This window comes from Klebsiella sp. (assembly GCF_027492335.1).
GTDB lineage: Bacteria > Pseudomonadota > Gammaproteobacteria > Enterobacterales > Enterobacteriaceae > Klebsiella > Klebsiella huaxiensis.
Genome location: NZ_JAPUEW010000088.1, coordinates 1 through 24,430, shown reverse-complemented (window position 1 = coordinate 24,430; position 24,430 = coordinate 1). Strand labels below are relative to the sequence as shown.

The window sequence follows — 24,430 nt, the reverse complement described above, 5'->3', positions numbered from 1 at the left end:
AAAGCAGGGCGCTATGCTTTATGACTTCCACGACGGGCGGCGCGACGATACAAGGTACTGCGCGCCACACCTAACGCCTGTGCGGCTTTGCTGATGTTGCCGTTGTAGCTTGCCAGGGTGTCGGCAATCAACTGGGCATCATGCTGTTGAAGCCCGCGCGGTGCGAGAGCGACGGGTTGGGTACGATATTCATTGGGCAGAGCATTGATCCCCAGCCTCTCGCCCTCTTCGGTCAGCGCCAGCAGTACCCTCATCAGGCTTTGCAACTGACGAACGTTTCCTGGCCACGGCAGCGCCGCCAGGTGTTCGCATAGCTCAGGTGTCAGGGTGACCCGTCGTTTTTCTCCGCCCAGATCCCGCCACAACTGCTGTATAAATGCAGGTAGTTCAGTCCAGGCGCGCAGCGGCGGCAGCGTCAGGGCATATTCGCGCAGTCGATAGAGCAGGTCTTCGCGGAAGGTACCTTCGTCGACGCGCTGGGCCAGGTTGCGGTGAGTGGCGCAAATCACCGCGAAGTTGACAGGTGAACTCTGGCTGGCGCCAAGCGGTGTTACTTCTTTCTCCTGAAGGATCCGCAGCAGTCGGGTCTGTAGTGCTAATGGCATATCGCCAATCTCATCAAGAAACAGCACGCCGCCATCGGCCTCTCGAATCTTGCCGATATAACCGTTTTTGTTGGCACCTGTAAAAGCACCGGGCTGATAGCCAAACAGCTCGGACTCAATCAGCGACTCGGGAATGGCGGCGCAGTTGATGGCGACGAATTTACCGCTGTGCCAGCGGCTGTGCTGATGAATCATACGGCTGACGTACTCTTTGCCGCAGCCAGTCTCCCCTTCAATACACAAGCCAATTCCGGCGTTAAGCAGGCGTACCAGCTTTTCGCCTTCATGTTGGCTGGAGAAGGGGAAGTTGATGGTTGGCCGCTCTGGCATTGCCACGCTGGTGCGATTTGGCGCGCGTAAGCGGTAATAGTAGTTCTGGCGTCCAGCGGTGAACGGCAGCGGCACGCTGACGGCGGTTTGCTGAAGTTGGGGGAAAAGCTGCTGGAAGGTGATGTGCCCAAACTGCGCCGCGTTGAGGCTGAGTTCGCGCATCGCCAGCCGGTTACCGGCGGTAAGCACATTATCGGTAAAAATCAGCAGCAACTCCTCCACGCTGTCGAGTTTTTCGGCCCGGGAATGCAGGCTCATCAGCCACTGCTGCGGATGCAGGCTCTGTTTGACCCACAGATATTCTATCTGTTTCGCTGCGCCTTTTACCCAGGCCAGGGTCTGGGTATGCGGATAGTGGGCCGGGCCGGAGATATCCAGCACGCCTGCAATTTGTCCGTCGGGGCTTTGCAGCGGCACGGCGGCGCAATAAAGCTCCTGATTGCTGGTCAGGAAATGCTGACGACCATCGATTTCGCAGCAGTCGTCAATCGCCAGCGCGGTGCCTATGGCGTTGGTGCCGCGCCCGCTCTCGCTCCACAGATTTCCCGGGGCTAAAGCAAAGCGCTGTGCCTTCTGCATGGCATCCAGGTTGCCGAAGGTTTGCAGGACCAGGCCGCTGGCGTCGGAGAGAATCACCACCGATTGCAGGTCGCTAACCTTGCCTGATAGCCCATTGACCACCGGCTGCGTCAGCCTTTGTATGCGGTGATGGCTGGCAAGCCTGTCGGCCAGTTCGCTAGCGTGCAAACGAGGAAAGTCATCCGTGGCGGGGTCGAGGCCATAGCGTTGGCTGCGACACCAGGAATCGCTCAGCAGCGGGCTCGCTTTGACCTCCGACGTCAGGGAAAACGGATTTCCTCGCACGTGACACCTCATGGCGGTTTAGTTGTGTTGCAATATTGTAGCTGCGTGGTTTATTTGATGTTGCGATTTGCGACACATAAGAAAAAATAGGTGCAACAGAAAAATGGAGTGAGTATTTAATTTATTGAATATAAATAAGTTTTAAGAAAAAAGAAAAGTGGCATAACCCCTGCAATAGCGTTTAGGTGCAGCGAGCGATCGTACAAAACTAATATGCCGCTGCGCCTCAACCCTACATGAAGGAGATTCGCGATGCGTTATGCTCATCCTGGCACGCCGGGCGCTTTGGTTTCACTGAAGTCTGCTTACGGTAACTTTATTGACGGTAAATTTATTGAACCGATCGGCGGCGAATTCTTTATGAATACCTCCCCGGTCGATGGTAGCGATATTGGGCAGTTTCCGCGTTCTGATGCCAAAGATATCGACTTTGCCCTTGATGCGGCGCACCGGGCCGCCGATGCCTGGGGCAAAACCTCGGCTCAGCATCGCGCTAATCTGCTGTTGCAGGTTGCCGATCGTATCGAGGCTAACCTGGAATACCTGGCGGTGGCGGAGAGTTGGGATAATGGCAAACCAATCCGCGAGACCCTTAACGCCGACCTGCCGCTGGCAGTCGATCACTTCCGCTATTTTGCCGGCTGCCTGCGCGCGCAGGAGGGGAGTACGGCGGAGATCGACGAGACTACTGTGGCCTACCACTTCCATGAACCACTAGGCGTGGTCGGGCAAATTATTCCGTGGAACTTTCCGCTGTTGATGGCCGCCTGGAAGCTGGCTCCAGCGCTCGCGGCCGGTAACTGCGTCGTGCTGAAACCCGCGGAGCAGACGCCGCTGGGTATTACTCTGCTGATGGAGATCATTGGCGATCTGTTCCCGGCAGGGGTACTCAACGTGGTGCAGGGCTTTGGTAAAGAGGCGGGTGAAGCGCTGGCGACCAGCAAACGTATTGCTAAGATTGCGTTCACCGGTTCAACGCCGGTTGGACGCCATATCATGGCCTGCGCCGCTGAGAACATCATACCTTGTACCGTCGAGCTCGGCGGTAAGTCGCCGAATATCTATTTCGCCGACGTGATGGAAGGTGAAGAGGAGTTTATCGAGAAGGCGGTTGAAGGCCTGGTGCTGGGCTTCTTTAACCAGGGCGAGGTCTGTACCTGCCCGTCCCGCGCGCTGATTCAGGAGTCTATTTATGAACCCTTTATGCAACGGGTGATGGCAAAAGTGGCGCAAATCCGCCGCGGCGATCCTTTTGATACCGACACGATGATTGGTGCTCAGGCGTCGCGTCAGCAGTTCGATAAGATCCTTTCTTATATCAAGATCGCCCGCGACGAAGGCGGGAAGATCCTGACCGGGGGTGAACGCGCCAATATCTCCGCCGAACTGGATAACGGTTTCTATATTCAGCCGACGCTGATTCAGGGCCGTAACGATATGCGCAGCTTCCAGGAGGAGATCTTTGGCCCGGTTATCGGCGTCACCACCTTTAAAGATGAAGCGGAGGCGCTGTCTATTGCCAACCAGACCCAGTTTGGTCTCGGCGCTGGCGTCTGGACGCGGGATACCAATCTGGCGTATCGCATGGGGCGCGGTATTAAAGCCGGTCGTGTGTGGACTAACTGCTACCATATCTACCCGGCGCATGCGGCCTTCGGCGGTTACAAACAGTCTGGCGTTGGGCGCGAAACGCATAAAATGGCCCTTAATGCCTACCAGCAGACGAAAAACCTGCTGGTGAGCTACGGTACTGCACCGTTAGGTCTGTTCTGATCGAATAGCGGTTAAGCCCTTCGTTAATTAACGTAACCCGCAATCTTTGGTTAAGATTGCGGGTTTATTATGCCCATCTAAAGATGGGGTTTATTGCGCCCGCCGAAGGGACGAGCGTAAAAATCAATGAAGCCAGCAAGTTACCGGTATAAAAACGAGCCGCCGCTTTCGCGCTGTAGCTCACAAAAAAGAGATGTCATTACGATTTTTTGCACAGTGAGCAGATCGGTACGCTATCAATGATCGAGAGATTAAGCGGCTGACCTGGAATACTTTTGTGCGGGAAAATCGAAGATGAAAATCGCTTTTGGTGAGCTAAAACCTTTATTGCAGGCGCATCGCGTTTTTGTCGGCGGGCAGAAGCTTACCTGCGCCCATGCCTTTTACCGTGACGACCTGCTAATTGATATACCGGAAAATCTAGTCACCGAACCTTATACTACCTATTGGGGGCGCTGCGGTGAACGTCTGGCCTCCATGGGCGCTTTTAGCTATACGCGAACCCTGCTTCCGGCGCTGATTCAGGTAGGGCGTTATACCTCGATTGCCGATCGCTTGCAGGTGCTTGGCGACCGACACCCTCTGGAGTGGGCCAGCGCCAGCCCGGTGTTTTATGCCCATCTCTCCGGCATCATGTCGACTCTTGCCGCCGACAGCGGTAAACCCAATCAATTTTATCCCTTTGAGAAAACGCTCCGGCCAATAACCATCGGTAATGATGTGTGGATTGGTCAGAATGTTACCCTGGCGCAGGGCATTACTATTGGCGATGGGGCCGTTATTGCTGCCAACGCGCTGGTGGTCAAAGACGTCGCGCCGTACACCATCGTTGGCGGCAACCCGGCAAAACCGATCCGTATGCGCTTTAACGACGCGATTATTGAACAACTGCTGGCGCTACGATGGTGGCGTTTCTCCGCCCAGGATATTGCTGCGTTTCCGGTGAATCAGGTTGAGCGCTTTTGTGAATTGTTCACCGAGTGCGTTGCTGAAGGGACGATGCTGACTTTCTCGCCGCCGGTATTGACGGCATCCATGATTAAAGCTGTTATGGCTAATAAGCAAAATCCGCAGCGTAGCGCGGTTTAATCAGAAGCGGTTCACATTTGGACAAGGACAAAAAGATGAAGTTGAAGTCAGGTATTGCTTTCATCATCGCTGCCATCGCCTGCGGCGCTCAGGCGCGCGACATGAACAGTATTCAACAAAGCGGCGAGCTGAAAGTCGGTGTGCCGGGAGACTACGCGCCGCTGGCGTTTCACAATAAAGCCGGGGAGTTGCTGGGCTACGACGTTGATATGGCGAAAGATCTTGGCAAGCGGCTGGGCCTGAAGGTGAGCTTCGTGCAGACCAGCTGGCCGACGCTCTCCGCTGACCTGAAGGCAGATAAGTTTGATATTGCTATGGGTGGGGTGACACAAACCCCGGCGCGGGCAAAAGATTTTGCCCTAAGCCAGCCGGTGGTACCGAATGGTAAAATTGCGCTGGCTAACTGCGCCGCGGCCCCCGCGCTCGGCAGCCTGGAGAAAATTGACCAGCCAAATGTGAAGGTGGTTGTGAATCCGGGCGGCACCAACCAGAGCTTTGTCGATGAACATATCAAGCATGCGCAGATTATTCGGGTGAAAAACAATATCGATAACCTTGAAGCGCTGCGGCAGAAAACGGCGGATATGATGGTGACCGACCTGATCGAAGGGGTCTATTACCAAAGCAATGAGCCGGGCGTTTTTTGCGTAGCTAACGAGACGCCGTTCCCCGGAACCGCCAGTTTCAAAGTCTATATGATGAACAAAGACAACCCGCAGCTGTTGGATAAGGTTAACCAGTGGCTGGAGAGTCAGGACAAAAACGTACTCAAGCAGAAGTGGCGGATTCATGACTAGCTAAAATTCTGAGGCACTAAAGGTTTTCTATGTGGTGCTGGCGAAATATCAGCGTTCCTGATTTTCAGTCAGCACATCGTTAAGCAGCCAGTCATAAAACACCTTCACCTCCGGGCGCATTACGGCATGCTGTGGAGTTACGATGTAGTAGGACCATGTCAACGGCCAGCGGTTATCGGGATGTAGCTGAACCAGCTGGCCAGTGGTGAGAAGCTGTTTAACCAGTGCATGGCGCACAATAGCAACGCCGCGCCCGCTAAGTGCGGCGAGAATGACTGCCGAGGTTGAATTAATATGTAGACCGCTATCGCGAGGGGCCGGGGCCTGAGTTGCCGTCAGCACATCCTCCCACGAAGGGAAGCTGGCGCCGGGGTGCGGAGTATCATCATGAATCAGCTTTTGCTCTGCCAGCCAGTCGCCGCAGGCGATTTTCCCCGGCGGAACAATCAGCGGGCTGCACACTAATACCGCCTCTTCATCCATCAGCCAGCTCTTATCGACGCCGGACCAGTCGCCGCGTCCGCAGCGTACCCCCAAATCCGCTTCGCCGTGGGAGACATCCATCAGCTTTTCCGTGACGTTGAGGCGCAGGTCGATATTTTCATAAGCCTCAGAGAAGCGGTTTAAGCGCTCCATCAGCCAGTTCATCATCAACACCTGCGAGGCGGTGATCACCACCACGGAGCGTGCCCGGCGACCGCGAAGCTTGTTCAGCCCGCTCTCCAGCTTATCCAGCCCCAGGGTAATATCCTGCAGCGCTTCCTGCGCCTCGCTCACCAGGGTAAGGCGTTCTTTGCCCGCGCGTGCGCGGTGCAGCAGCGGATGACCGACCCAATCTTCCAGCGCCCTGACTAACTGCCCGACGGCGGCGGGCGTCACGCCCAGCTCCCGGGCCGCGCCGGTAAAGCTGCCGTGGCGGGCGGCGGCTTCAAAAGCATGTAGCCATTTCAGTCTGTTAAGCGAGCGCATGGTGGATATTCCTCGGTCATTTTTCGCCTCAGTATATCTCATCAAGATAGATTTTCTTTGTTATGGCGCTATTTCTTCTCATTCGTCAGCGTGACTCAAGACAGGCATTCTTAGACCACGCAAATCAAGAGAGGAGAGGTTAATGATGAATACAGAATTTACTGGGAAAAAGCTGTTAGTGGTCGGTGGGACCAGCGGCATGGGGCTGGCGACGGCCAAACGGGTGATTGAGAATGGCGGCAGCGTGGTGCTGGTGGGCAATCGTCAGGAGAAGGCGGAGCAGGCGCGTCATGCGCTGGCGGCCTACGGCAAGGTGGATATTATCGTTGCCGACCTGATGACTGAAGCGGGTATGCAGCAGGTAATGACGACTATCAATGCCGAGCATCGGGATATCAGCCTGCTGGTTAACGCTGCTGGTGTCTTCTTCCCGAAACCGTTTATTGAACATGAAATGACCGATTATGATGTGTATATGAATCTCAATCGGGCGACCTTTTTTATCACCCGCGAGGTGGTGCGTAATATGCTGGCCGCTGGTATCAAAGGCGCGATTGTGAATATTGGCTCAATGTGGGCGCAGCAGGCCATCGGCGCGACGCCGTCATCGGCCTACTCAATGGCAAAGGCCGGGCTGCATGCGCTGACTAAAAACCTGGCGATTGAGCTGGGTGGCAGCGGTATTCGCGTAAACACGGTATCCCCGGCGGTGGTACATACGCCGATTTATGAAGGCTTTATCGAGAAAGAGGAGGTGAAGGCGGTGATGAACAGCTTTGACAGCTTCCATCCGATTGGCCGCGTTGGCACGCCTGAGGATATCGCGCAAACCGTGACGTTCCTGCTCAGCGATAGTACCGGTTGGGTGACCGGTGCGGTATGGGATATTGACGGCGGCGTGATGGCTGGTCGGAATGCCTGATTACGTTCATTATGTCATCAAGACTGTTGGCATAAATAAAAACGAATTCAGGATAACGAAAATCAATGAGCGCTGAGATAACGCTGCCGGTCGCGCAGCAAAACCGGAATATCGTCCGTCTGGCCACGGCGCAGGCGCTGGCGGGAGCGAACTCGGTGGTGTTTTACGCCACCGGGGCAATTGTGGGTAACGCCATTGCACCGAATCCCACGCTGGCGACGCTGCCGATCACCATTTTTGTGCTGGGCATGGCGGCCTGTATTTTGCCGTTTGGAGCGCTGGCCAGAAAGCGTGGGCGTAAAACGGTCTTCATGACCGGCACCGGGGCCGGTGTTTTGACCGGGCTACTGGCGGCGCTGGCGGTGGCTATCAGCTCATTCTGGCTGTTCTGTATCGCGGCCTTTTTCGGCGGAGCCTATGCGGCAGTGGCGGTGTCGTTCCGCTTTGCTGCGACAGATGGCGTCAGCGGCGAGCGCCGCGCGCGGGCGCTCTCCCTGGTCATGGGCGGCGGGGTGGCCGCCGGGGTCATCGGGCCGATGTTGGTCACAGGTACCATGAACCTGTGGCCGCCGTACACCTTTGCGATGACCTTTATCGCCCAGGGGCTGGTGGCCGCGGTATCGGCGCTGGTATTGCTGGGGGTAAAAACCGCCGAGCCGGTGGCGCAGGCAAAATCCGGCGGCCGTCCGCTGGGCGAAATTGTGAGCCAGCCGGGCTTTGCCCGCACGGTGTTCAGCGGCGCAATCTCCTATATGGTGATGAACTTTCTGATGACCGCAGCGCCGCTTTCTATGCATATGCACGGTATCTCGCAGCAGGCGTCAAACCTCGGGATTCAGTGGCACGTTATTGCCATGTACGGGCCCGGATTTTTCACCGGTAAATTAATCAATCGATTCGGGGCCCGGTGTATTAACGCGGCTGGGTTAATTCTGCTGGTGGTGTCGGTGATGGTCGGCCTGGCCGGTATCGACGTAATGCACTACTGGCTGTCGCTGATCCTGTTGGGTATTGGCTGGAACTTTGGCTTTACCGGCGCGTCGGCGCAGATTATGGATTTCCATCGTCCGGAAGAGAAAACCCAGGTGCAGTCGCTGAATGATTTTATTGTTTTCGGCGTCATGATGATTGGCTCTTTCTCCTCCGGTGCGCTGATGAACCTCTTTGGCTGGAACGCCGTGCTGTGGGGATCGCTGGTGCCGATTGTCATCGCGTTGCTTGCGTTGCTGGTCGGCGGACGAGCAGCGAAACGAACCTAATTTTTGCGTGATTTAACGCCAGCACGCACGGCGTCTCGCATTGAGCGAATTAAGGTTTCTTTGCTGCGACCCCGGCGGAAAATCAGCGAGAAGGGAGCCTGATAGCCATATTCTGTTGGCAGCAGGGCGCGCAGCTTTTGCGATTGCACCCAGGGCAAAGCGTAGTGTTCCGGCAGATAGCCGACGTATTTGCCGGACAAAATCAGCATCAGCTGCGCTTCCATACTTTCTGCGCTCGCGACGCTCTGCTTAAAGCCTTTGCGCCCTAAATCGCTGCTGCTCCAGTAGCTGCGGGTGACCATTCGCATCTCGGAAATAAGCGCTTCCGTCGGGTGCTTAACGGTAAATAGAGAGTGTTTGTCACCGCAATAGAGCCAGTTTTGTTCGCGATAAAGTGGGTGAGACACCACGCTATTGGCCTGTAAAGAGAAGGTGCCCACGGCGAGATCCAGTTCATTATTCAGTACGCCCTGCAAAAGCGCGTTCGGGCTTCTGACCTGTAAATTAATGTGCACCAGCGGGAAGCGCTCGCTAAACGTGGCGATGATTTCGCTCATCGGCAGCATCGGGTCGGTAATCGTCGAGTCAATTACGCCAAGATTAAAAATCCCGGTCTGCTCGCCGCGCAGCGTCGCCGTGTTGCGCTCAAAATCCTCCATCGAATTCAGCAGATCGATGCTTTGCTGGAGCACGGTTTCCCCTTTTTCGGTCAGAGAAAAACCGCCTCTACCGCGACGACATAGGGTGATGCCGAGCTTCTCTTCCAGTTCACTCATATAGTTGCTGATGGCTGAAACGGTCAGGTTAAGTTCCTGCTGCGCATTGGCAAAGCCCTGATATTTCGCCACGGTAATAAAAACGTGTAACAGCCGCAGATTCGGAAATTTTCCAACTGACATAAAGGGGATGCTCCGCTGTAAGCCCCGGGGTTTGTTTTTGTTTTTCTAAACTAATTTTTTGCTTTTGACTATTTTTTCTCTCATCCGCGTTCAGCAGTATGTCTTCATCGCCTCGAAAAGCCCTGGAGACACAGCAATGACATCCTTAATTGAACATGAATACCCGCAGCCGCAGGATGGCGAAATTCCGCGTTTTAGCGGGTTACCCACTTTTTTTCGCCTGCCTTTTGCGCCACAGGCCGCCGATCTGGATATCGGCGTGGTGGGCGTGCCGTGGGATGGCGGAACCACCAACCGCGCGGGGACTCGCCACGGGCCACGCGAGCTACGCAATGCCTCAAGCCTGGTGCGTCGGGTCCACCAGACCACCCGCCGTTCTCCCTATGATTACGCCCGCGTTGGCGATCTGGGGGATGTGCGTATCAATCCGGTAGATATGCAGGATAGCCTGGCGCGCATTGAAGCATGGTATCGCGCCCTTGATGAGCTGCAGGTGATGCCTCTAACGGCTGGCGGCGATCATCTCACTACGCTGCCGATTTTACGGGCGCTCGGACGGGATAAGGCGTTGGGGATGATCCATTTTGATGCCCACTCGGATACTAACGACAGCTATTTCGGCGGCGAGCGCTTTACCCACGGTACTCCGTTTCGTCGTGCGGTAGAAGAAGGCGTTCTCGACCCGCAACGCACGGTGCAAATCGGCATCCGCGGAGCACTGTTTTCCGCCGATGAGCACCGCTGGGCGGAGGAGAACGGTATCACCATCATCCGTATGGAGCAGGTGGACGAGTTGGGTATCGACAAGGTGATGCAGAGGGCGCGTGAGATTGTTGGCGAGCAGCCTACCTATATCAGCTTCGATATCGATGTGCTGGATCCGGTCTATGCGCCCGGTACCGGAACGCCGGAAATTGGCGGTATGACTACGTTGCAGGCTCAGCGCTGCGTTCGTCAGCTTGCTGGATTGAATCTGATTGGTGCCGACGTGGTGGAAGTCTCGCCGCCCTTTGACCAGGGCAATCTCACTAGTCTGACCGGCGCGACCATGATGTTTGAACTTCTGTGCCAGCTTGCCGATGCCCATCATCGGCGTATTTCTCAATAACAGCGGAGAATTATGATGAAAAGAAATCTCTCATTGCGCTATCTCGCCACTGCGTTGGTTCTGGCATCAGGACTTGTTACGGCGGCTAATGCGGCGGATGCGACTCTGTCGCCGGGAAAACTGAAAATAGCGATGGAAGTCGCTTACCCACCTTTTGAATCCTGGCAGGATGACAAAATCGTCGGTTTTGATGCTGAACTGGCGGCGTTATTAAGCCAAAAAGCGGGCCTGACGCTACAGTTGGTGGATACCAAATTTAGCAGCCTGATCCTCGGCCTGAGCGGGGGACGTCAGGATGCGGTCATCTCCGCGCTCTATATCACTGCGGAGCGTACCCAGCAGGCGGATGCGATCCCTTATGCTAAAACGGGGGCCTATATTATGGTGCGCAGCGATAGCAAAGTTGCGCCGCAAACGGAAAACGAACTTTGTGGTTTAACCATTGGGCTACAGCAGGGTACATCGTGGGTGAAAAAGCTGCATGAGCTTTCGGCGAGCTATTGCCAGGCGCAGGGTAAAGGGGCGATTGAGATTAAAGAGTTCCCGACCGCGCCGGAGACGCTGCAGGCACTGCTCTCCGGCAATATTCAGGCTCAGGTAGATATTGCGGGTGTGGTAAGCCTGTTCACCCAACGCAGCAAAGGGCGACTGAAGGTCAGTTCTCCGCAGACGATATATCCGCAAACGCTGGGTATTTACATCAAGAAGGGCAACCAGGCGCTGACGCAACAGTTGACCTCCGCACTGAAAACCCTGCGTGAAAATGGTGAGTACAGCGCCTTGCTGAAAAAATATGCGGTATACGGCATCACCGATGACACGGTGCAGTAGTGTGTAAAAAATCTAAAATATACAGATGAACGGACACTGTAATGAGATGCTTATCACATTTTTAGCGTGATTAAACCGTTTGGTATGATTTAAAATCACTACTTATCAATGTCTTACTTTTTACCCTACAATTCATTGTGTACTCAGTGTGTAAAATTACACACTGATCACAATTCATATCTTCTCTGCATGCTTTAATTCCTCTCACCAAAACAGAGAGGATTGCTCATGAAACACATGATGATTTGCTGCGGCGCCGGTGTTGCGACCAGTACCGTTGCGTTAAATAAGCTCCAGGACTTCCTGAAAAAAGAGAATATTCTCGATAAAGTGCGTATTTCCCAGGGAACCGTGGCTGAAGCCAAAACCCGCGACGATGTAGATTTTATTGTTTCCACTTCACCGGTTGCGCTTTCTATTCCCGTTGTTAACGCTCTACCGCTATTAACCGGTATGGGTACTGATAAAGTTTTCAGCAGCGTCAAAGAATTAATTCTCGCCGAGGGTTAAGCCATGTTTATTGTTGATTACATTGTAGGTTTAGGGGCATCGGTCATGATGCCGCTAATATTTATGCTCCTCGGTTTGATATTACGCCTGTCGCTGAGCAAAGCATTAAAAGCCGGTTTAATGGTTGGTATTGGTTTTATCGGCTTAAGCATTACCGTTAATCTGATGATCGATTCCCTGACCCCGGTGAGCCATGCGCTGGTGGAGCGTTTTGGTCTGAATCTCAACGTACTGGACGTGGGCTGGCCTGCCGCCGCAGCGGTAGCGATGGGGACCCGGGTCGGCGCGCTGGTGATTCCGGTGTGCGTCGCGATTAACGTTCTGATGTTGTACACCAAAACCACGCGGGTACTGAACGTGGATATCTGGAACCTGTGGCATCATGCTTTTACCGGTTCTCTGGTGACGATTATTACCGACAGCCTGTGGCTGGGGATATTTGCTGCCGGTATCAACTGTATAATTACGATGGTGATCGCTGACCGTACCAGTGGTGATGTCGAGAAATACCTGAATCTGCCTTCTATTTCGGTACCGCACGGTTTTTCCGCATCATTTGTCCCGGCCGCGTGGTTGGTGAATGCCATTGTTGACCGCATCCCGGTTATTCGCGATATCAAAATTGATACCGAAGTTATCCAGAAAAGATTATCTATTCTCGGCGATCCGGCCTCTCTGGGGGCAATTATCGGCGCACTGTTGGGTATTATCGCGGGTATCGAAGTGAAAGCTATTCTGCAAACCGCAATTACCATGGCGGCGGTCATGACCATTATTCCGCGGATGGCGAAAATGCTGATGGAAGGGGTCTATCCGATTAGCGAACGTATTCAGGAGATAGCTCAGTCACGTGCCGGTTCATTCGGTAAAATCGCTATCGGCCTGGATTCAGCCGTGAGCGTTGGGCACCCGGTGACGCTGTCCGTATCGATGCTGATGATCCCGGTGATGCTGGTACTGGCGGCGATTATTCCGGGCAACCAGTTCCTGCCGTTCGCGTCCCTTACCGGATTACCGTTCGCCTTCGTGCTGGTGACGGCAGTTTGTCGCGGTGATATGTTCCGTACGCTACTGACCGGGCTGTTAACCTTAAGTCTGGCGCTGTTGATTGGTACCAGCCTGGCGCCGATTGTCACCAGCACCGCGGTGAGCACCGGCTTCTCGCTGCCGCAGGGGACCACCAGTATTAGCAGCGTGGATTATGCCGGGGCGATGCTGCCGTGGGCGATTATCCAGAGCTTCCACCTCAAAGAGATCGGTGTGGGTATCCTGACGCTGTGCACCATCGTGCTGGTGTTGTGGAACCGCCGTAAGCTGGCGCAGGAGAATGAGCAAGCGGCAGCAGAAGTGAGCGTGGAGGCCGGAAAATGATGTTTAGCGCACAGCGGGTGGTGAAGTTTACCGGGAACGTGAGTCGGACGGTTTTGTTAACCCGACTGGCAGATAGCCTGCAGGCCGACGGACTGGTTAAACCAAGTTTTGCCGATGGGGTACTTGAACGGGAAAAAGTCTATCCCACCGGGATATTTATGGAGACCCATAGCGTCGCCATTCCGCATACCGAGTTTGAGCATGTTAACCAGACCGGTTTTGCAATCGGCATTAACCTGGCGGGGGTTGAATTTCAGCGTACCGACGAGCCTGAAGAGAGCGTTGTCCCGCAGATAGTCGTGATGATGGCGATTGATAAAACTTGCGAAAAAGTGGCAATTATTCAATCCTTGTTCGCATTATTGGCCGATCGCGATCGAGTTAACGATATCGTGAAAATGACGCCAGAGGAGATTGCAAAAGTGTTCACCGATGCCGTCGTCACGCAGTAAGATGAAATGATGAGCTCAATACGGTGAAGCCGCAACCGACGAGGGACAAGATGTTACGAATCAGCGACGTCATAGAGTTAGCGATGGTCAGTCGTAAAACTATCTATAACGCAATCAACAGTGGCCGGCTGAAATATCAGTTGGTGAATGTAGATAATCGTCAGGTTCGTATGTTCCTCGAAGAAGATGTCTTCGAAGCTTTTCCGAAAACCAACCGTGCGGTGACTCAGGAGCAAGAAGTGCAGGCGCTGCGTGAAGAGGTCGCTTCGCTTAAGTTTGCTCTGGCGGAGCTGCAAAAAGCGGTGAACGCCATGGATCCGGAAGGCAAGTACGAAATGACCAGCGTTAAAGAGCCATCTAAAACGCCCGACCGCTAACCAGCGGCCGGGCGCTGCTTATCAGACGATATCATCCACCACGCCGCCATCCACGCGTAGCGCCGCGCCTGACGTTGCTGAAGCCTGAGTCGAGCAGACGTAAACCACCATATTGGCGACTTCTTCCACCGTGGCCGCACGTTGAATTACCGAGCCTGGACGGTTCGCCATCACGAACTCTTTTGCCAGCTGCTCCAGCGATTTCCCGGTTTTCGCGACTTCATCTTTCATCATCTCAGCAAAGCCATCAGAGATAGTTGGCCCCGGCAGCACGCTGTTGACGGTGACGCCGCTACCGGCGACAAACTTCGCCAGCCCGCGGGCCAGCGACAGCTGAGCGGTTTTTGTCACGCCGTAATGAATCATATCCGCCGGAATATTACGCGCCGATTCCGAAGAGATAAACACTACCCGGCCCCAGCCTTTCTGCACCATCGCCGGTAGCAGGGCGCGAGAAAGACGTACCCCTGACATCACGTTGGTCTGCCAGTAGTTTTCCCAGGTCGCATCATCGGTTGCATAGAAATCCTGCGGGCCGTAAATACCGGCGTTATTGACCAGAATGTCGACTCCATTAACAGCCTGCACCAGCTGATTGACGCCTTCAGCGCTGCTGAGATCGGCAATCGCCGGGCGTAGTTTCGCGTCGGGAACCTCATTCTGTAAACGGGCGATGGCCGCGCTCACGCTACGCTCGCTGCGACCATTAATTATCACTTCCGCGCCGCTGGCCGCCAGACCTGTGGCGATGGCGAAACCAATACCGCCGGTAGAGGCGGTGACCAGTGCGACTTTCCCCGATAAATCAATATTCATGCTGATAGCCTTATTTTTTGTCGGACAGACCATTAAGCGTAGCAGCGGATATGAGGCTATTGACGTTTTCGGGATTAATAACCGCTCTGTTTGTTAACAAGATTTTTCAGCGGCAGCGCCTGGTGCAGGCGCTGAATGTTGTCCAGTAGCTGGCGAGCAATCACCTCCGTCTGCGCGATAGAGGCCATATGCGGCGTGATAAGCACCTGCGGATGCTGCCATAGCGGGTCGTCCTGCGGCAAGGGTTCTACAGGGAACACGTCCAGCACCGCACCGGACAACTTGCCGTTCTCCAGTGCTTCAAGCACGTCCTGATTCACCATATGCTCGCCGCGTCCGCAGTTAATCAGCGCTGCACCGTCAGGTAGTTGCTCCAGTAAAGGGTGGGCAAGGATGCCTCGCGTCTGCTCCGTTAACGGCAGGACGTTGATCAGCGCATCCAGTTGGCCAAGAAATTCGCCAGCCTGAGCATCTCCGTGATAACAACGCACGCCTGCAAGGGATTTTTCGCTCCGCGCCCAACCGGAAACCTTATACCCCAATCCGGCAAGCTGCGCGGCGATATAGCCGCCAATTTCGCCGAGGCCCATGACGCCAACGTGATAATCAGCCGCCGCTCGCTGCGGATAAATCTTCCACGTTCTTTCGCGCTGGTGGGCCAGCGCCCGGTCAAAACTGCGCTGGAACCACAGCACGCCCCACAGAGCGTATTCAAACATGCCGTAGCGAAAATCCTCGTCAACCACCCGGCAGAGCGGAACGTTGCTGGCAAAAACGCTGGCGGGTAAATGGTCGACGCCAGCAGACGCGGCCTGGATCAGTTTCAGCTCAGGCGAGCGGGCCAGCAGTTGTGGGTCAGGAAACCAGCAGCTGGCATATTGCGCCTCGCGGGCGGCGGGGTCCTCTGGCAGAACCGCTTTTACTTCCGGAAACAGCGCGAACGCGGCGCAAATTTCCTGGGCGTACTGAGGATCATTACAATCCACGACGATGGTTAACTGAGTCATAGGCATTAGCTTTTATATGAAGTATCAAGACGATCGAGGCGGCGTAGCCACGCCTGCCACACCAGCTGGCGTTCATGTTCAACCCCCATGAGCTGCTCACAGGCGTGCTGGCTTAAATGCTCAGGGATCGTATGAATGGGGCTGAGCGGCGCCAGCTGCGCGGTGGCCATCTGGATCTCACAGGCACGGTTGAGGTAATACATGATGTAAAACGCATCGGCGACGGTCCGACCGACCGACAGCAGGCCGTGGCTTTGCAGGATCATGGCGATGTTAGTGCCGAGCGACTGCTGGATCCGTACGCGTTCATCGAGATCGAATGCTACGCCTTCATACGGGTGGTAGCCGACGCGCCGATAAAACTCGGTGCTGATCTGGTTAAGCTGCAGCAGCCCATCTTCACAGGCGGCGACCGCCATTCCCGGCAGGGTATGGGTGTGGATCACACAGTGGGCATCTTCGCGAGCCATATGTACCGCGCTGTGAATGGTAAAGCCTGCCGAGTTTGCCGGAGCGCTACCTTCGACAACCTTGCCCTGCATATCGACCACGATTAAGTTGCTGGCGGTCACTTCATCAAACATCATACCGAAGGGGTTAATCAAAAAACGCGGCTCGCCGTCGCCGGGCAGGCGCACGGAGAAGTGGGTATACAGCGTGTCTTCCCAGCCGAATAGCGCCGCCAGACGATAGGCGGCGGCCAGCTGCTGGCGTAGCTCCAGTTCAGTTGCCATTTATTGCACTCCCATAAATTCACGAATGCGGGTCAGGGACGGATCGGCGACATCGTTGCGAATGCGCTGCGGTGGCATATCGCTTTGCACCACGCCGTTTTCCATCATCACTACCCGGTCAGAAATCGATAAGGCAAAGTCCATCTCGTGAGTCACGATAATCATCGTCATCCCTTCACGGGCCAGGGACTGAATGACTTTCAGCACTTCGCCAACCAGTTCAGGATCCAGCGCTGATGTGGGTTCATCAAACAGCATAATGTCCGGTTTAAGCGCCAGAGCGCGGGCGATGGCCACGCGCTGTTGCTGGCCGCCGGAGAGCTGGTACGGGTATTTTTCGGCGTGAGCCAGCAGACCGACGCGGTCCAGTAGCCACAGCGCCTGCTCCCGGGCTACAGGGCGGTCGAGCAGCTTGTGATAGAGCGGGGCGAGCATTACGTTATCGAGCACCGTACGATGGGGAAACAGGTTGAAGCCCTGGAACACCATGCCGATGCGGCGCACGCCCGCGCGCATTTGCTGTTTATCAACAATGGATGCGCCTTTCAGATAATCCTCGCCGTAAAGAATGATTTCTCCGGCATCGATGCTTTCAAGGGCATTAATGGTGCGAATCAGGGTCGTTTTGCCGGACCCGGATGGGCCGATGATGCTGATCACCTCGCCGTTTTCGACCTTCAGATCGATGCCTTTTAGCACGTGGTGCTGGCCCCAGGATTTTTCGATGGCGCGTAAATCCAGGGCCGGTGGGTTGCCGCTGGTGGGCTGCGATTTTTGCGCCTGCACCGGCGGTGTCAGATTCTGGCGCAGGGTTTCGCATTCGTTGTCATTGAGCGTCTGTGGGCGCTTGCGCTGGATATCCAGCAGGTTTTCCAGCGCCCGGAACAGCCAGGTAAAGACCGTGACCACCATGACGTAATAGACGGCGACCGCCAGCAGCGTCTCCATGACGAGGAAGTTCTGCGCGTACAGGCGCTGGCCCGTCAACAGCAGCTCCGGCAGTGAAATGACCGACAGAATCGAGCTGAGTTTAATGATGGTGATATATTCGTTTATCAGCGTAGGCAGCGAAATGCGAAACGCCTGCGGGATAATAATTAAGCGCTGAATACCGATAAAGCTAAAGCTTAATGCGTGCCCGGCTTCGCTTTGCCCTTTGGCGACGGAAAGCAGGCCGCCGCGATGGATCTCCGCCATATAGGCCGCTTCGGTTACCGTCATCGACACCAGTCCGGCAATAAACGGAATGCCGAGCAGCGGTTGGGTGGCCGGAAATAGCTGCGGTAAGTTATAGACAAAGACCAGTAATACCATCAGCGGTACGCTGCGGAAAAACCAAATATAGAGTTCGACGGGAACCTTTAGCCAGCGCGGGCCGGAGAGTTTGGCGCAGGCTAAAAGAAAACCTAATATCAGGCCAATAAACCAGGACAATGAACTGACGACAACAACGGTTACGCACGCTTGCCAGAATGCCCCAACGCTAAATAATGAGAAAAAGTATCCCCAATCGAACTCCATACCGACTCCTGTTTCTTTATTGTATTAATTGATGCTTTCTAAGTTGTATTTCTTGATGATGGCGTCATATTTGCCGTTGGCTTTAAGGGTGGCTAACGTTGATTTAATGGCCTCGGCCAGTTCGGTGTTGCCTTTGGCGACGTAAATACCCAGCGGTAACGGATAAACCAGACGGCTGGAGCTGATTGCCAGGCGACCGCGGCTTTTCTCAACGATAATTTGCGCCGCCGGGGCGATTTCTAACTGGGCATTGATGTTTTTCGACATCAGTGCTTGTGAGGCTTCTGGTGCCGTCGGGAATTCCTGAATGCTAATCGCCGGTTTGCCGTTTTTCAGACAATACTCGTCGGAGTGGGTTTTCAGACTGGAAACCCAGGCGGTACCCGCCTGCAGACCAACCTTCACGCCGCATAATTCATCTTCTGTTTTTGGCTGAATGGGGCTGTTTTTCAGCGCAATAATTGACGCGCCGGATAATGCGTAAGGGATGGCATCCGCCTGTTTCTGCCGCTCAGGAGTCACGTACATGCCGGAAATCACCGCATCGTATTTTTTACCAATGCCTAAAATCAGGCTGGTGAACTTCGTGTCAATAAGCTGCGGTTTGGCTTTCAGCTGTTCGGCGATCAGCGCCGCAAATTCCGGGTCGATCCCCACGATGTTGTTATTGCTGTCGTAAGACTCAAAAGGTGGATAGGTCACCTCCATCCCGACTTTGAATACGCCATCGGTCAGCAGCTCTGCGGCCTGGGTTAACGGTGAAAAACAAGCGGTGACGGCGATGGATAAAGCCACACGGCGCGAGATTTTTTTTAGCGTTTTTTTCATCAGTTATCCTCACGGGTTATTAACGGATTTTTGCTGTGCTTGTTTTTTCAGATGACCAAAGGTGTTGGTGCCGCGTGCGCGTTCGGGGAGCTGGAGCTCGCCTCGGGTGACTTTTTCGCGCAGGTAGCGATAGGTCTGCAACGCCTGGCTCCACATATGCTCACCAATGCTCAGTTCTTGATACTCACTGGCTTCACCTGCCTCAAGGAAACCCGGCAGCGGGCGGATCAGCGTATGGTAGTCGCAGGCGAAAAACAGCGGGAACGAGTAGCGTTCCTGCGGCACCTTGCGTACGCGGTGTGCTGTTGCAACAAATGTGCCAGCGCTCAGGACTTCCAGCATGTCGCCGATATTAATCACGAAAGCTTCTTCTCCGGTCGCGTTCTTCAGCGGTGGAGCATCGATCCAGTCACTATCTTCATTAAGCACTTCAAGGCCAGGTTGGTCGGCGAGCAGCAGGGTGAAGCACTCGTAGTCGGTATGTGCACCAATACCGGGAACATCTTCGGCGCTGGCGTCAAAGGGGTAGTGGATCAGGCGCAGCTTCGAGGGCGGGCAGGTGACCATCGACTGGAAATAGCCTTCCGGCAGGCCAAGGGCGAGAGCGAAGGCGTCAAACAGGCGATGTCCAAGGGCGAACACCGCTTCATAGTAAGCCAGCACCCGGGATTTAAACTCCGGGATATCCGGCCATTCGTTGGCGCCAATCAACGGCGTTTTGGCGATAACGAAAGGGTGATCGTCAGCGGCCTGAAAGCCGATATCGAATGCTTCTTTATGATCGGGCTTGCCGGAGCCGTAGATCTCTTCCCCCTCGGGGACGTAGCCTTTATGACTTTTCGACTGACCGATGTAGTACGCCATCTTGCGCTCCATAGGCAGAGCGAAAATCTGTTTTGCAGCGTCGCGGATCCCGGCGATCAGTTCTGGCGCAATACCGTGGCCGGTAATGTAGAAAAAACCAACCTCGCGGGCGGCCTGGCCGATAGTGTCGGCCACCGCCTGGCGCTTAGCGAGATCGTCGCAGGTCAGGTCGCTGATATCGATAGTCGGTAATTCAGTGAAAGAACTTTTTGCGGCGGTCATTTCTACCGTTCCTTATTGAGTGAGCGAAGTAAATTCAACAAAATGCTGCTGTTCATGCTGCGCCATCCAGGCGTTCAGCGACCATAAGTTGGCCACTGGAACGTTGGTAAACGGCAGGTGGTGCAGGTAGCCATCGGGGCCAAATTCCGGCGTGAGCGTGGTTTGCTGGTAGCCGCGCTGGCGCTGTGACTGCCAGATTTGCTGCCAGAAACGCTGTTGGAACTGCAGGGCTGCCTGATACTCCGGTGCTGCCGGATGCGGTACCTGCGGGCCCTGGTCATATCCGGCGCGAGCCTGAATATGGTGTACCCGTTCGATAAACGCGCTGAAGTCATCGCAGGGGTCATCCAGCAGGCGTTCGCTCACCACAATCCAGTGGCTGATATCGGCGGTAAAGCGCAGTTGCGGTAGCTGCTGAATGATTTCCAGCGTCAGCCACGGGCTATATAGCGACGTGGCGCGATGGGTTTCGAAACTGCAGGTCAGCTCATAATCGGCGGCCAGTTCGTGAACTTTACCGAGAAAATCGACCTGCTGCGCCAACGGCCAGCGGTCGTTACCGGCCAGCAGGTTGACGAAGCGCGGATTGAGCGCTTTCGCTGCCGTAAAGCGTTCTTTTAACCGTTCCAGGTGCTGCTCTGGCGTTTCGGCCTGGGCAGGGATAACGCCGCCGCCGCTGAATACGATGGCGATATACTCAAGTGCCGATTCTTCGAGGCGCCGGGCCAGCGTCTGCTGATCTTCTACTGTGAGCGGAACCCGTGCTTCAATGCCGCAGCAGCCGACGCTTTTGAGTTCGCTAACCGTTTGCTGCCACGGGGAGGTGACGCCCCATAGCGTGCGAAAGACGTTGAGCTGCATGGTTGATCCTCTATTCGTATTTCACGCCCGGGAGAACACAGAGCATTTCGTACAGCAGGTTGGCGGCCAGTTGGGAAGTGTTGCCGCTGACGTCGTAGGGGGGCGACACCTCGACGAGGTCACAGCCAATCAGGTTCAGGCCACGGCAGCCGCGGACAATCTCCAGCGCCTGGATTGACGTCAGACCGCCAACTTCCGGGGTGCCGGTTCCTGGCGCCCAGATCGGGTCAAGACTATCGATATCAAAACTGAGATAAACCGGGCCATCGCCCATTTGCTGACGAACTTCGGCCATCAGCGGCGTCAGGGATTTGTGCCAGCACTTCTCCGCCTGGACCAGACGAAAGCCCTGATCGACGCCCCACTGGAAGTCACCGGCGGCATAGCCCTGGGCGCGCTGGCCTATCTGGACAACACGTTTGAGGTCCAGCAGGCCTTCTTCGACGGCGCGGCGGAAGGTGGTACCGTGAGCGATTTTTTCACCGAACATTTCATCGTTGGTGTCCGTGTGGGCATCGACATGAATTAGCCCAACCGGGCCATGCTTTTTGGTCAGGGCGCGCAGAATCGGCAGGGTGATGGTATGGTCGCCCCCCAGGGTCAGGGGGATCAGCGGAAAACTATTTAAACCAGTGTAGTAATCCTCGATGATCTGCACCGATTTGAGCAGACTGTAGGTGTTAATCGGTACATCGCCGATATCTGCCACCGACAGCGACTCAAAAGGCGCCGCGCCGGTTGCCATGTTGTACGGACGAATCATGACCGACTCGGTACGAATATAGCGCGGCCCGTAGCGTGTCCCGGAACGTTGGGAAGTCCCAATATCCAATGGGATGCCGACAAATGCTGCATCAAGCCCCTGTAAATCTTCGATAAATGGTAGGCGCATCATCGTTGCGCGACCGCCAAAGCGCGGCATTTCATTGCCACCTTGTGGTTGATGAAAGACGTTATCCATTTCAGCTCCTGAATCTGACAGACAAAACTCAACAGGAGGGATAGTGCGAAAGATGTGCTGGACTTTAAATCGTCTACCGCAAATACTTAGTTCATTTATTAGTGAACTAAACGCCATGCTGAACGACGCGACGCTTAACATTCGACAGCTACAGATTTTTGAAGCGGTGGCCCGCCTTGAGAGCTATAACCGGGCCCAGCAGGAGCTGGGGATTTCTGTTTCCGCGATCAGCAATGCGATGTCGCAGCTGGAGGGACAACTTGGTTTTAGCCTGTGCCAGCGCGGGCGCGGCGGCTTTGCTCTGACCGAGAAAGGGCAGCATTTTTTACAGCAAGCGATCCGCGTGTTGAGCGAACTAAACGAGCTGGAGCGGCAGTCGGCGCTGCTGAAGGGTGAGCACAGCGGGACGATTTGTATCTCAACCCTCGACTCCATCGAAACCGAAACCGCACTATCGCTGCCGGTGGTGCTGCGCAGCTTTAGCGATAAGTTTCCTCATGTGCATATCAAACTGATTATCCGTACCCCGGCGGAACAGCTTAATGGCGTACTGAATAACCATATCGATCTCGCCATCGGTAGCTATAACTCGCGGGTGCATAACATCATCAGCGAACCGCTTTACCGGGAGCAGCACTGGCTCTACTGCAGCGATCTGCATCCGATGTTCTTCAGCAGGCAATTGGACAAAGATCTGATTAGCCAGTGTCCGCTGGTGACGCGCAGCTACTGGAACACCAGCGATCTCAGGCGGCGCGGGTTCAGTAAGGGCAGCGCTACGGTTGAGACCGTTGATGCGCAGCTGCTGCTGATTTTGTCCGGAAAATATATCGGTTATCTTCCTGAACACTATGCCTGGCCGTGGATTAAAGAGAATCGCCTGCGGGTGCTGTTGCCCAATGAGTTTGGCTTTCAATCACCTTTCTCGGCGATATGCAAACGTGGGCGCAGTAATGAACCCTACTTGAAGGAGTTCCGTAATCTCCTGAAGAAGAATACGGTGGCCAGACCGAAGTGGAGTGAGTAACGTATGGGGCTCTTTAGAAAGAGCCTGGTCTAATTTGTTTTGCGAAATTGCCGATTTATATCAGGAATAAAAAAGATAATCCGCTATTTCGTCTTTGCCTTTAAGAAAGTTATTGGATGTAAATATCGCATTGTACCAGGATTATTCCTATCTCTTTTGTGGTTAAAAAATAATCAAATTGTGTGTTTTATCCGAATTGGTATTAAATTCGACTAATAGCATTGTCTATTGAATTTTTTTCTGCTGGAATCGATTGATATATTTTTGAATTATTTTATCTAACGGATTATAAAAATGATGAGAAATAGCTTATTGATGTTGATCTGCATTTCGATTGGCCTGTTGCAGGGGTGCGCTAATATAAAAAAAACAGATAGTGCATTAATAAAAAAGGAAGTTAGCCAAAATGAACAGCCCGCCCAGGTTCCTGCTTTACAGCAGTGTATCCAGGATGCGGATGCTCTGGTTAAGCTAGATAGTAAGTTTCAGAAGGACTCAAGCGAGTTGTATGGTTTGATCAGCGATGCTAAGTTTTATGCTTCTGTTTCAGGCCAAACGTCGGCCAGCGTAAAATCAACAATTACTCCGCTTTTTGAATATAAGATCAACGATAAGTGTAATAGCATTTCCCAGAAATTAATTAAAGAGTTTGAAGCCCGGGCAAGAAAATCTGAACTTAGCAATGGGCTGGCCAGATGACATACCGCAAGGGGAAACTGAATATATACGATCTTAGCACTCTGGCGATTGTATTGGCTCTCTCTACCCTTTTTGTTGTTCTCCCTGCTCATTCTGAGGGGGGAGATTTCCTTGATAGTATATCGAAACTCGAAATAAAAAATCCGTCGGCCTCAGAAGAATCAACTTCGGTTAATCAAGAGAAAGATAATCGCAGTAAAAAAGTGCCTCTGAAGCAGGAAACAGCCAGAAAGAAAATAAATCAGAATAATAAAACTGAAGCTTCGATAAATGCCCTTAAGAAACAGAATGCAGAACTGAGCGCTGCGGCGAAAGCGGCTGAGAAAAAACGGGATGAAACGACGCGTGAGCTGTCTGCACAGATCGCGGTGCTGAAAGCACAGATTGCTCCACAGGACAGCGCCCATAAAACCACCCTTGACGCTTTGACGAAAAAGAATGCCGAGCTGACCGCTGCTGTCGAGGCCGCGCAGAAAAAGTTGGATGACACGACTCGCACGCTGTCGGTGCAGATTGCTGCGCTAAAAACGCAGAGTGCTCTAAGAGCACAGAATGCGCAAAGTGAAAATGGACAGAAAAATACCATCAGCGCGTTGACGAAAAAGAATGCTGAGTTGAGTGTGGCTGCTGATGCAGCGCAGAAAAAGCTGGATGAGACTACCCGCACGCTGTCGGCGCAGATTGCCGCGCTGAAAACGCAGAATTCACAGGGTGAAAGTCAGCAGAAAGTCGCC

The 24,430-nt window shown here is 54.2% G+C and carries 24 protein-coding genes and 1 pseudogene; 14 read left to right on the top strand and 11 right to left on the bottom strand.

Translation table 11 applies throughout. The features are described 5' to 3' along the window. Positions 1-11: 11 nt before the first annotated feature. Positions 12-1,799, bottom strand: coding sequence for a sigma-54-dependent Fis family transcriptional regulator (locus QVF11_RS25080; protein WP_287860159.1), 1,788 nt, complete (start codon positions 1,797-1,799; stop codon positions 12-14). Between the two features lie 252 nt (positions 1,800-2,051). Between QVF11_RS25080 and exaC the strand changes: the two genes are divergently transcribed. The 3 genes from exaC (at position 2,052) to QVF11_RS25065 (ending at position 5,458) form a co-directional block, all read left to right on the top strand. Further along, a complete protein-coding gene (gene exaC / locus QVF11_RS25075) occupies positions 2,052-3,572 on the top strand; it encodes an acetaldehyde dehydrogenase ExaC (protein WP_110277053.1) in 1,521 nt (506 codons plus the stop codon). Positions 3,573-3,866: 294 nt separating this feature from the next. Beyond that, positions 3,867-4,661, top strand: coding sequence for a CatB-related O-acetyltransferase (locus QVF11_RS25070; RefSeq protein ID WP_287860156.1), 795 nt, complete (start codon positions 3,867-3,869; stop codon positions 4,659-4,661). A 35-nt stretch (positions 4,662-4,696) separates the two neighbouring features. After that, complete coding sequence (locus tag QVF11_RS25065) at positions 4,697-5,458, top strand: transporter substrate-binding domain-containing protein (protein WP_287860153.1); 762 nt, start codon at positions 4,697-4,699, stop codon at positions 5,456-5,458. 48 nt (positions 5,459-5,506) lie between these two features. Here QVF11_RS25065 and QVF11_RS25060 read toward each other — a convergent pair whose 3' ends face one another. After that, complete coding sequence (locus QVF11_RS25060) at positions 5,507-6,427, bottom strand: LysR substrate-binding domain-containing protein (protein ID WP_287860150.1); 921 nt, start codon at positions 6,425-6,427, stop codon at positions 5,507-5,509. 145 nt (positions 6,428-6,572) lie between these two features. Here QVF11_RS25060 and QVF11_RS25055 point away from each other — a divergent pair, with 145 nt between their 5' ends. Both QVF11_RS25055 and QVF11_RS25050 read left to right on the top strand, forming a co-directional pair. Continuing rightward, the gene (locus tag QVF11_RS25055) at positions 6,573-7,349 is read left to right on the top strand and encodes an SDR family NAD(P)-dependent oxidoreductase (protein ID WP_287860190.1); all 777 of its coding nucleotides are present in this window, start codon (positions 6,573-6,575) and stop codon (positions 7,347-7,349) included. Positions 7,350-7,414: 65 nt separating this feature from the next. Beyond that, a complete protein-coding gene (locus QVF11_RS25050) occupies positions 7,415-8,608 on the top strand; it encodes an MFS transporter (RefSeq protein ID WP_287860147.1) in 1,194 nt (397 codons plus the stop codon). On the opposite strand, the gene QVF11_RS25045 is transcribed toward QVF11_RS25050, so the two are convergent. Further along, positions 8,605-9,507, bottom strand: a complete 903-nt coding sequence (locus tag QVF11_RS25045) for a LysR family transcriptional regulator (protein WP_009652525.1) — start codon at positions 9,505-9,507, stop codon at positions 8,605-8,607. The two genes, QVF11_RS25050 and QVF11_RS25045, sit on opposite strands and share 4 nt — an antisense overlap. Positions 9,508-9,643: 136 nt before the next feature. On the opposite strand from QVF11_RS25045, the gene speB (QVF11_RS25040) reads away from it, so the two are divergent. From speB (QVF11_RS25040) to QVF11_RS25015, 6 genes are all read left to right on the top strand, one after another. Next, entirely contained in the window at positions 9,644-10,615 is a 972-nt protein-coding gene (gene speB / locus QVF11_RS25040) for an agmatinase (RefSeq protein WP_287860144.1), read from the top strand. Between the two features lie 15 nt (positions 10,616-10,630). Then, positions 10,631-11,446 carry an ABC transporter substrate-binding protein gene (locus tag QVF11_RS25035; protein WP_353738536.1) on the top strand — a complete coding sequence of 272 codons (816 nt, stop codon included), beginning with the start codon at positions 10,631-10,633 and terminating at the stop codon, positions 11,444-11,446. A 228-nt stretch (positions 11,447-11,674) separates the two neighbouring features. Then, a complete protein-coding gene (locus QVF11_RS25030) occupies positions 11,675-11,956 on the top strand; it encodes a PTS sugar transporter subunit IIB (protein ID WP_009652557.1) in 282 nt (93 codons plus the stop codon). Between the two features lie 3 nt (positions 11,957-11,959). Next, on the top strand, positions 11,960-13,327 hold the full coding sequence (locus QVF11_RS25025; protein ID WP_110277064.1) for a PTS galactitol transporter subunit IIC: 1,368 nt from the start codon (positions 11,960-11,962) through the stop codon (positions 13,325-13,327). Then, positions 13,324-13,779 (top strand): PTS sugar transporter subunit IIA, encoded by a 456-nt coding sequence (locus QVF11_RS25020; protein ID WP_112216456.1) that lies wholly within the window; start codon positions 13,324-13,326, stop codon positions 13,777-13,779. The genes QVF11_RS25025 and QVF11_RS25020 overlap by 4 nt, the downstream gene beginning before the upstream one ends. A gap of 50 nt (positions 13,780-13,829) precedes the next feature. Further along, on the top strand, positions 13,830-14,156 hold the full coding sequence (locus tag QVF11_RS25015; RefSeq protein ID WP_004853397.1) for a MerR family transcriptional regulator: 327 nt from the start codon (positions 13,830-13,832) through the stop codon (positions 14,154-14,156). Between the two features lie 21 nt (positions 14,157-14,177). Here the strand turns inward: QVF11_RS25015 and QVF11_RS25010 are convergent, their stop codons facing one another. The 8 genes from QVF11_RS25010 to speB (QVF11_RS24975) all read right to left on the bottom strand — a co-directional run bounded on the left by QVF11_RS25010 (position 14,178) and on the right by speB (QVF11_RS24975) (position 21,970). Then, positions 14,178-14,972, bottom strand: a complete 795-nt coding sequence (locus tag QVF11_RS25010) for an SDR family NAD(P)-dependent oxidoreductase (RefSeq protein WP_110277067.1) — start codon at positions 14,970-14,972, stop codon at positions 14,178-14,180. A gap of 74 nt (positions 14,973-15,046) precedes the next feature. Next, complete coding sequence (locus QVF11_RS25005; RefSeq protein ID WP_287860133.1) at positions 15,047-15,979, bottom strand: 2-hydroxyacid dehydrogenase; 933 nt, start codon at positions 15,977-15,979, stop codon at positions 15,047-15,049. Positions 15,980-15,984: 5 nt separating this feature from the next. Then, positions 15,985-16,713, bottom strand: coding sequence for a class II aldolase/adducin family protein (locus QVF11_RS25000; RefSeq protein ID WP_112216458.1), 729 nt, complete (start codon positions 16,711-16,713; stop codon positions 15,985-15,987). After that, on the bottom strand, positions 16,714-18,234 hold the full coding sequence (locus tag QVF11_RS24995) for an amino acid ABC transporter permease/ATP-binding protein (RefSeq protein WP_112216459.1): 1,521 nt from the start codon (positions 18,232-18,234) through the stop codon (positions 16,714-16,716). Positions 18,235-18,258: 24 nt separating this feature from the next. Further along, the gene (locus QVF11_RS24990) at positions 18,259-19,062 is read right to left on the bottom strand and encodes an ABC transporter substrate-binding protein (RefSeq protein WP_287860128.1); all 804 of its coding nucleotides are present in this window, start codon (positions 19,060-19,062) and stop codon (positions 18,259-18,261) included. Between the two features lie 9 nt (positions 19,063-19,071). After that, on the bottom strand, positions 19,072-20,148 hold the full coding sequence (locus QVF11_RS24985; protein ID WP_112216461.1) for an isopenicillin N synthase family dioxygenase: 1,077 nt from the start codon (positions 20,146-20,148) through the stop codon (positions 19,072-19,074). A 12-nt stretch (positions 20,149-20,160) separates the two neighbouring features. Beyond that, on the bottom strand, positions 20,161-21,009 hold the full coding sequence (locus tag QVF11_RS24980; protein WP_287860126.1) for a sugar phosphate isomerase/epimerase family protein: 849 nt from the start codon (positions 21,007-21,009) through the stop codon (positions 20,161-20,163). 10 nt (positions 21,010-21,019) lie between these two features. Beyond that, complete coding sequence (gene speB, locus QVF11_RS24975) at positions 21,020-21,970, bottom strand: agmatinase (RefSeq protein ID WP_182234273.1); 951 nt, start codon at positions 21,968-21,970, stop codon at positions 21,020-21,022. 115 nt (positions 21,971-22,085) lie between these two features. Between speB (QVF11_RS24975) and QVF11_RS24970 the strand changes: the two genes are divergently transcribed. The 3 genes and pseudogenes from QVF11_RS24970 to QVF11_RS24960 form a co-directional block, all read left to right on the top strand. Beyond that, on the top strand, positions 22,086-22,997 hold the full coding sequence (locus QVF11_RS24970; protein ID WP_287860187.1) for a LysR family transcriptional regulator: 912 nt from the start codon (positions 22,086-22,088) through the stop codon (positions 22,995-22,997). Between the two features lie 294 nt (positions 22,998-23,291). Next, positions 23,292-23,696 carry a hypothetical protein gene (locus QVF11_RS24965; protein WP_287860121.1) on the top strand — a complete coding sequence of 135 codons (405 nt, stop codon included), beginning with the start codon at positions 23,292-23,294 and terminating at the stop codon, positions 23,694-23,696. Further along, positions 23,693-24,430 (top strand): annotated as a pseudogene (locus tag QVF11_RS24960) (cell envelope biogenesis protein TolA); the annotation flags it as partial. The gene QVF11_RS24965 and the pseudogene QVF11_RS24960, both read left to right, overlap by 4 nt.

What these genes read in the sequence shown, in the direction of transcription:
- exaC (WP_110277053.1), top strand. Translation starts at nt 2,052, where the DNA reads ATGCGTTATGCTCATCCTGGCACGCCGGGCGCTTTGGTTTCACTGAAG.
- QVF11_RS25070 (WP_287860156.1), top strand. Translation starts at nt 3,867, where the DNA reads ATGAAAATCGCTTTTGGTGAGCTAAAACCTTTATTGCAGGCGCATCGC.
- QVF11_RS25065 (WP_287860153.1), top strand. Translation starts at nt 4,697, where the DNA reads ATGAAGTTGAAGTCAGGTATTGCTTTCATCATCGCTGCCATCGCCTGC.
- QVF11_RS25060 (WP_287860150.1), bottom strand. Translation starts at nt 6,427, where the DNA reads ATGCGCTCGCTTAACAGACTGAAATGGCTACATGCTTTTGAAGCCGCC.
- QVF11_RS25055 (WP_287860190.1), top strand. Translation starts at nt 6,573, where the DNA reads ATGAATACAGAATTTACTGGGAAAAAGCTGTTAGTGGTCGGTGGGACC.
- QVF11_RS25050 (WP_287860147.1), top strand. Translation starts at nt 7,415, where the DNA reads ATGAGCGCTGAGATAACGCTGCCGGTCGCGCAGCAAAACCGGAATATC.
- QVF11_RS25045 (WP_009652525.1), bottom strand. Translation starts at nt 9,507, where the DNA reads ATGTCAGTTGGAAAATTTCCGAATCTGCGGCTGTTACACGTTTTTATT.
- speB (WP_287860144.1), top strand. Translation starts at nt 9,644, where the DNA reads ATGACATCCTTAATTGAACATGAATACCCGCAGCCGCAGGATGGCGAA.
- QVF11_RS25035 (WP_353738536.1), top strand. Translation starts at nt 10,631, where the DNA reads ATGAAAAGAAATCTCTCATTGCGCTATCTCGCCACTGCGTTGGTTCTG.
- QVF11_RS25030 (WP_009652557.1), top strand. Translation starts at nt 11,675, where the DNA reads ATGAAACACATGATGATTTGCTGCGGCGCCGGTGTTGCGACCAGTACC.
- QVF11_RS25025 (WP_110277064.1), top strand. Translation starts at nt 11,960, where the DNA reads ATGTTTATTGTTGATTACATTGTAGGTTTAGGGGCATCGGTCATGATG.
- QVF11_RS25020 (WP_112216456.1), top strand. Translation starts at nt 13,324, where the DNA reads ATGATGTTTAGCGCACAGCGGGTGGTGAAGTTTACCGGGAACGTGAGT.
- QVF11_RS25015 (WP_004853397.1), top strand. Translation starts at nt 13,830, where the DNA reads ATGTTACGAATCAGCGACGTCATAGAGTTAGCGATGGTCAGTCGTAAA.
- QVF11_RS25010 (WP_110277067.1), bottom strand. Translation starts at nt 14,972, where the DNA reads ATGAATATTGATTTATCGGGGAAAGTCGCACTGGTCACCGCCTCTACC.
- QVF11_RS25005 (WP_287860133.1), bottom strand. Translation starts at nt 15,979, where the DNA reads ATGACTCAGTTAACCATCGTCGTGGATTGTAATGATCCTCAGTACGCC.
- QVF11_RS25000 (WP_112216458.1), bottom strand. Translation starts at nt 16,713, where the DNA reads ATGGCAACTGAACTGGAGCTACGCCAGCAGCTGGCCGCCGCCTATCGT.
- QVF11_RS24995 (WP_112216459.1), bottom strand. Translation starts at nt 18,234, where the DNA reads ATGGAGTTCGATTGGGGATACTTTTTCTCATTATTTAGCGTTGGGGCA.
- QVF11_RS24990 (WP_287860128.1), bottom strand. Translation starts at nt 19,062, where the DNA reads ATGAAAAAAACGCTAAAAAAAATCTCGCGCCGTGTGGCTTTATCCATC.
- QVF11_RS24985 (WP_112216461.1), bottom strand. Translation starts at nt 20,148, where the DNA reads ATGACCGCCGCAAAAAGTTCTTTCACTGAATTACCGACTATCGATATC.
- QVF11_RS24980 (WP_287860126.1), bottom strand. Translation starts at nt 21,009, where the DNA reads ATGCAGCTCAACGTCTTTCGCACGCTATGGGGCGTCACCTCCCCGTGG.
- speB (WP_182234273.1), bottom strand. Translation starts at nt 21,970, where the DNA reads ATGGATAACGTCTTTCATCAACCACAAGGTGGCAATGAAATGCCGCGC.
- QVF11_RS24970 (WP_287860187.1), top strand. Translation starts at nt 22,086, where the DNA reads ATGCTGAACGACGCGACGCTTAACATTCGACAGCTACAGATTTTTGAA.
- QVF11_RS24965 (WP_287860121.1), top strand. Translation starts at nt 23,292, where the DNA reads ATGATGAGAAATAGCTTATTGATGTTGATCTGCATTTCGATTGGCCTG.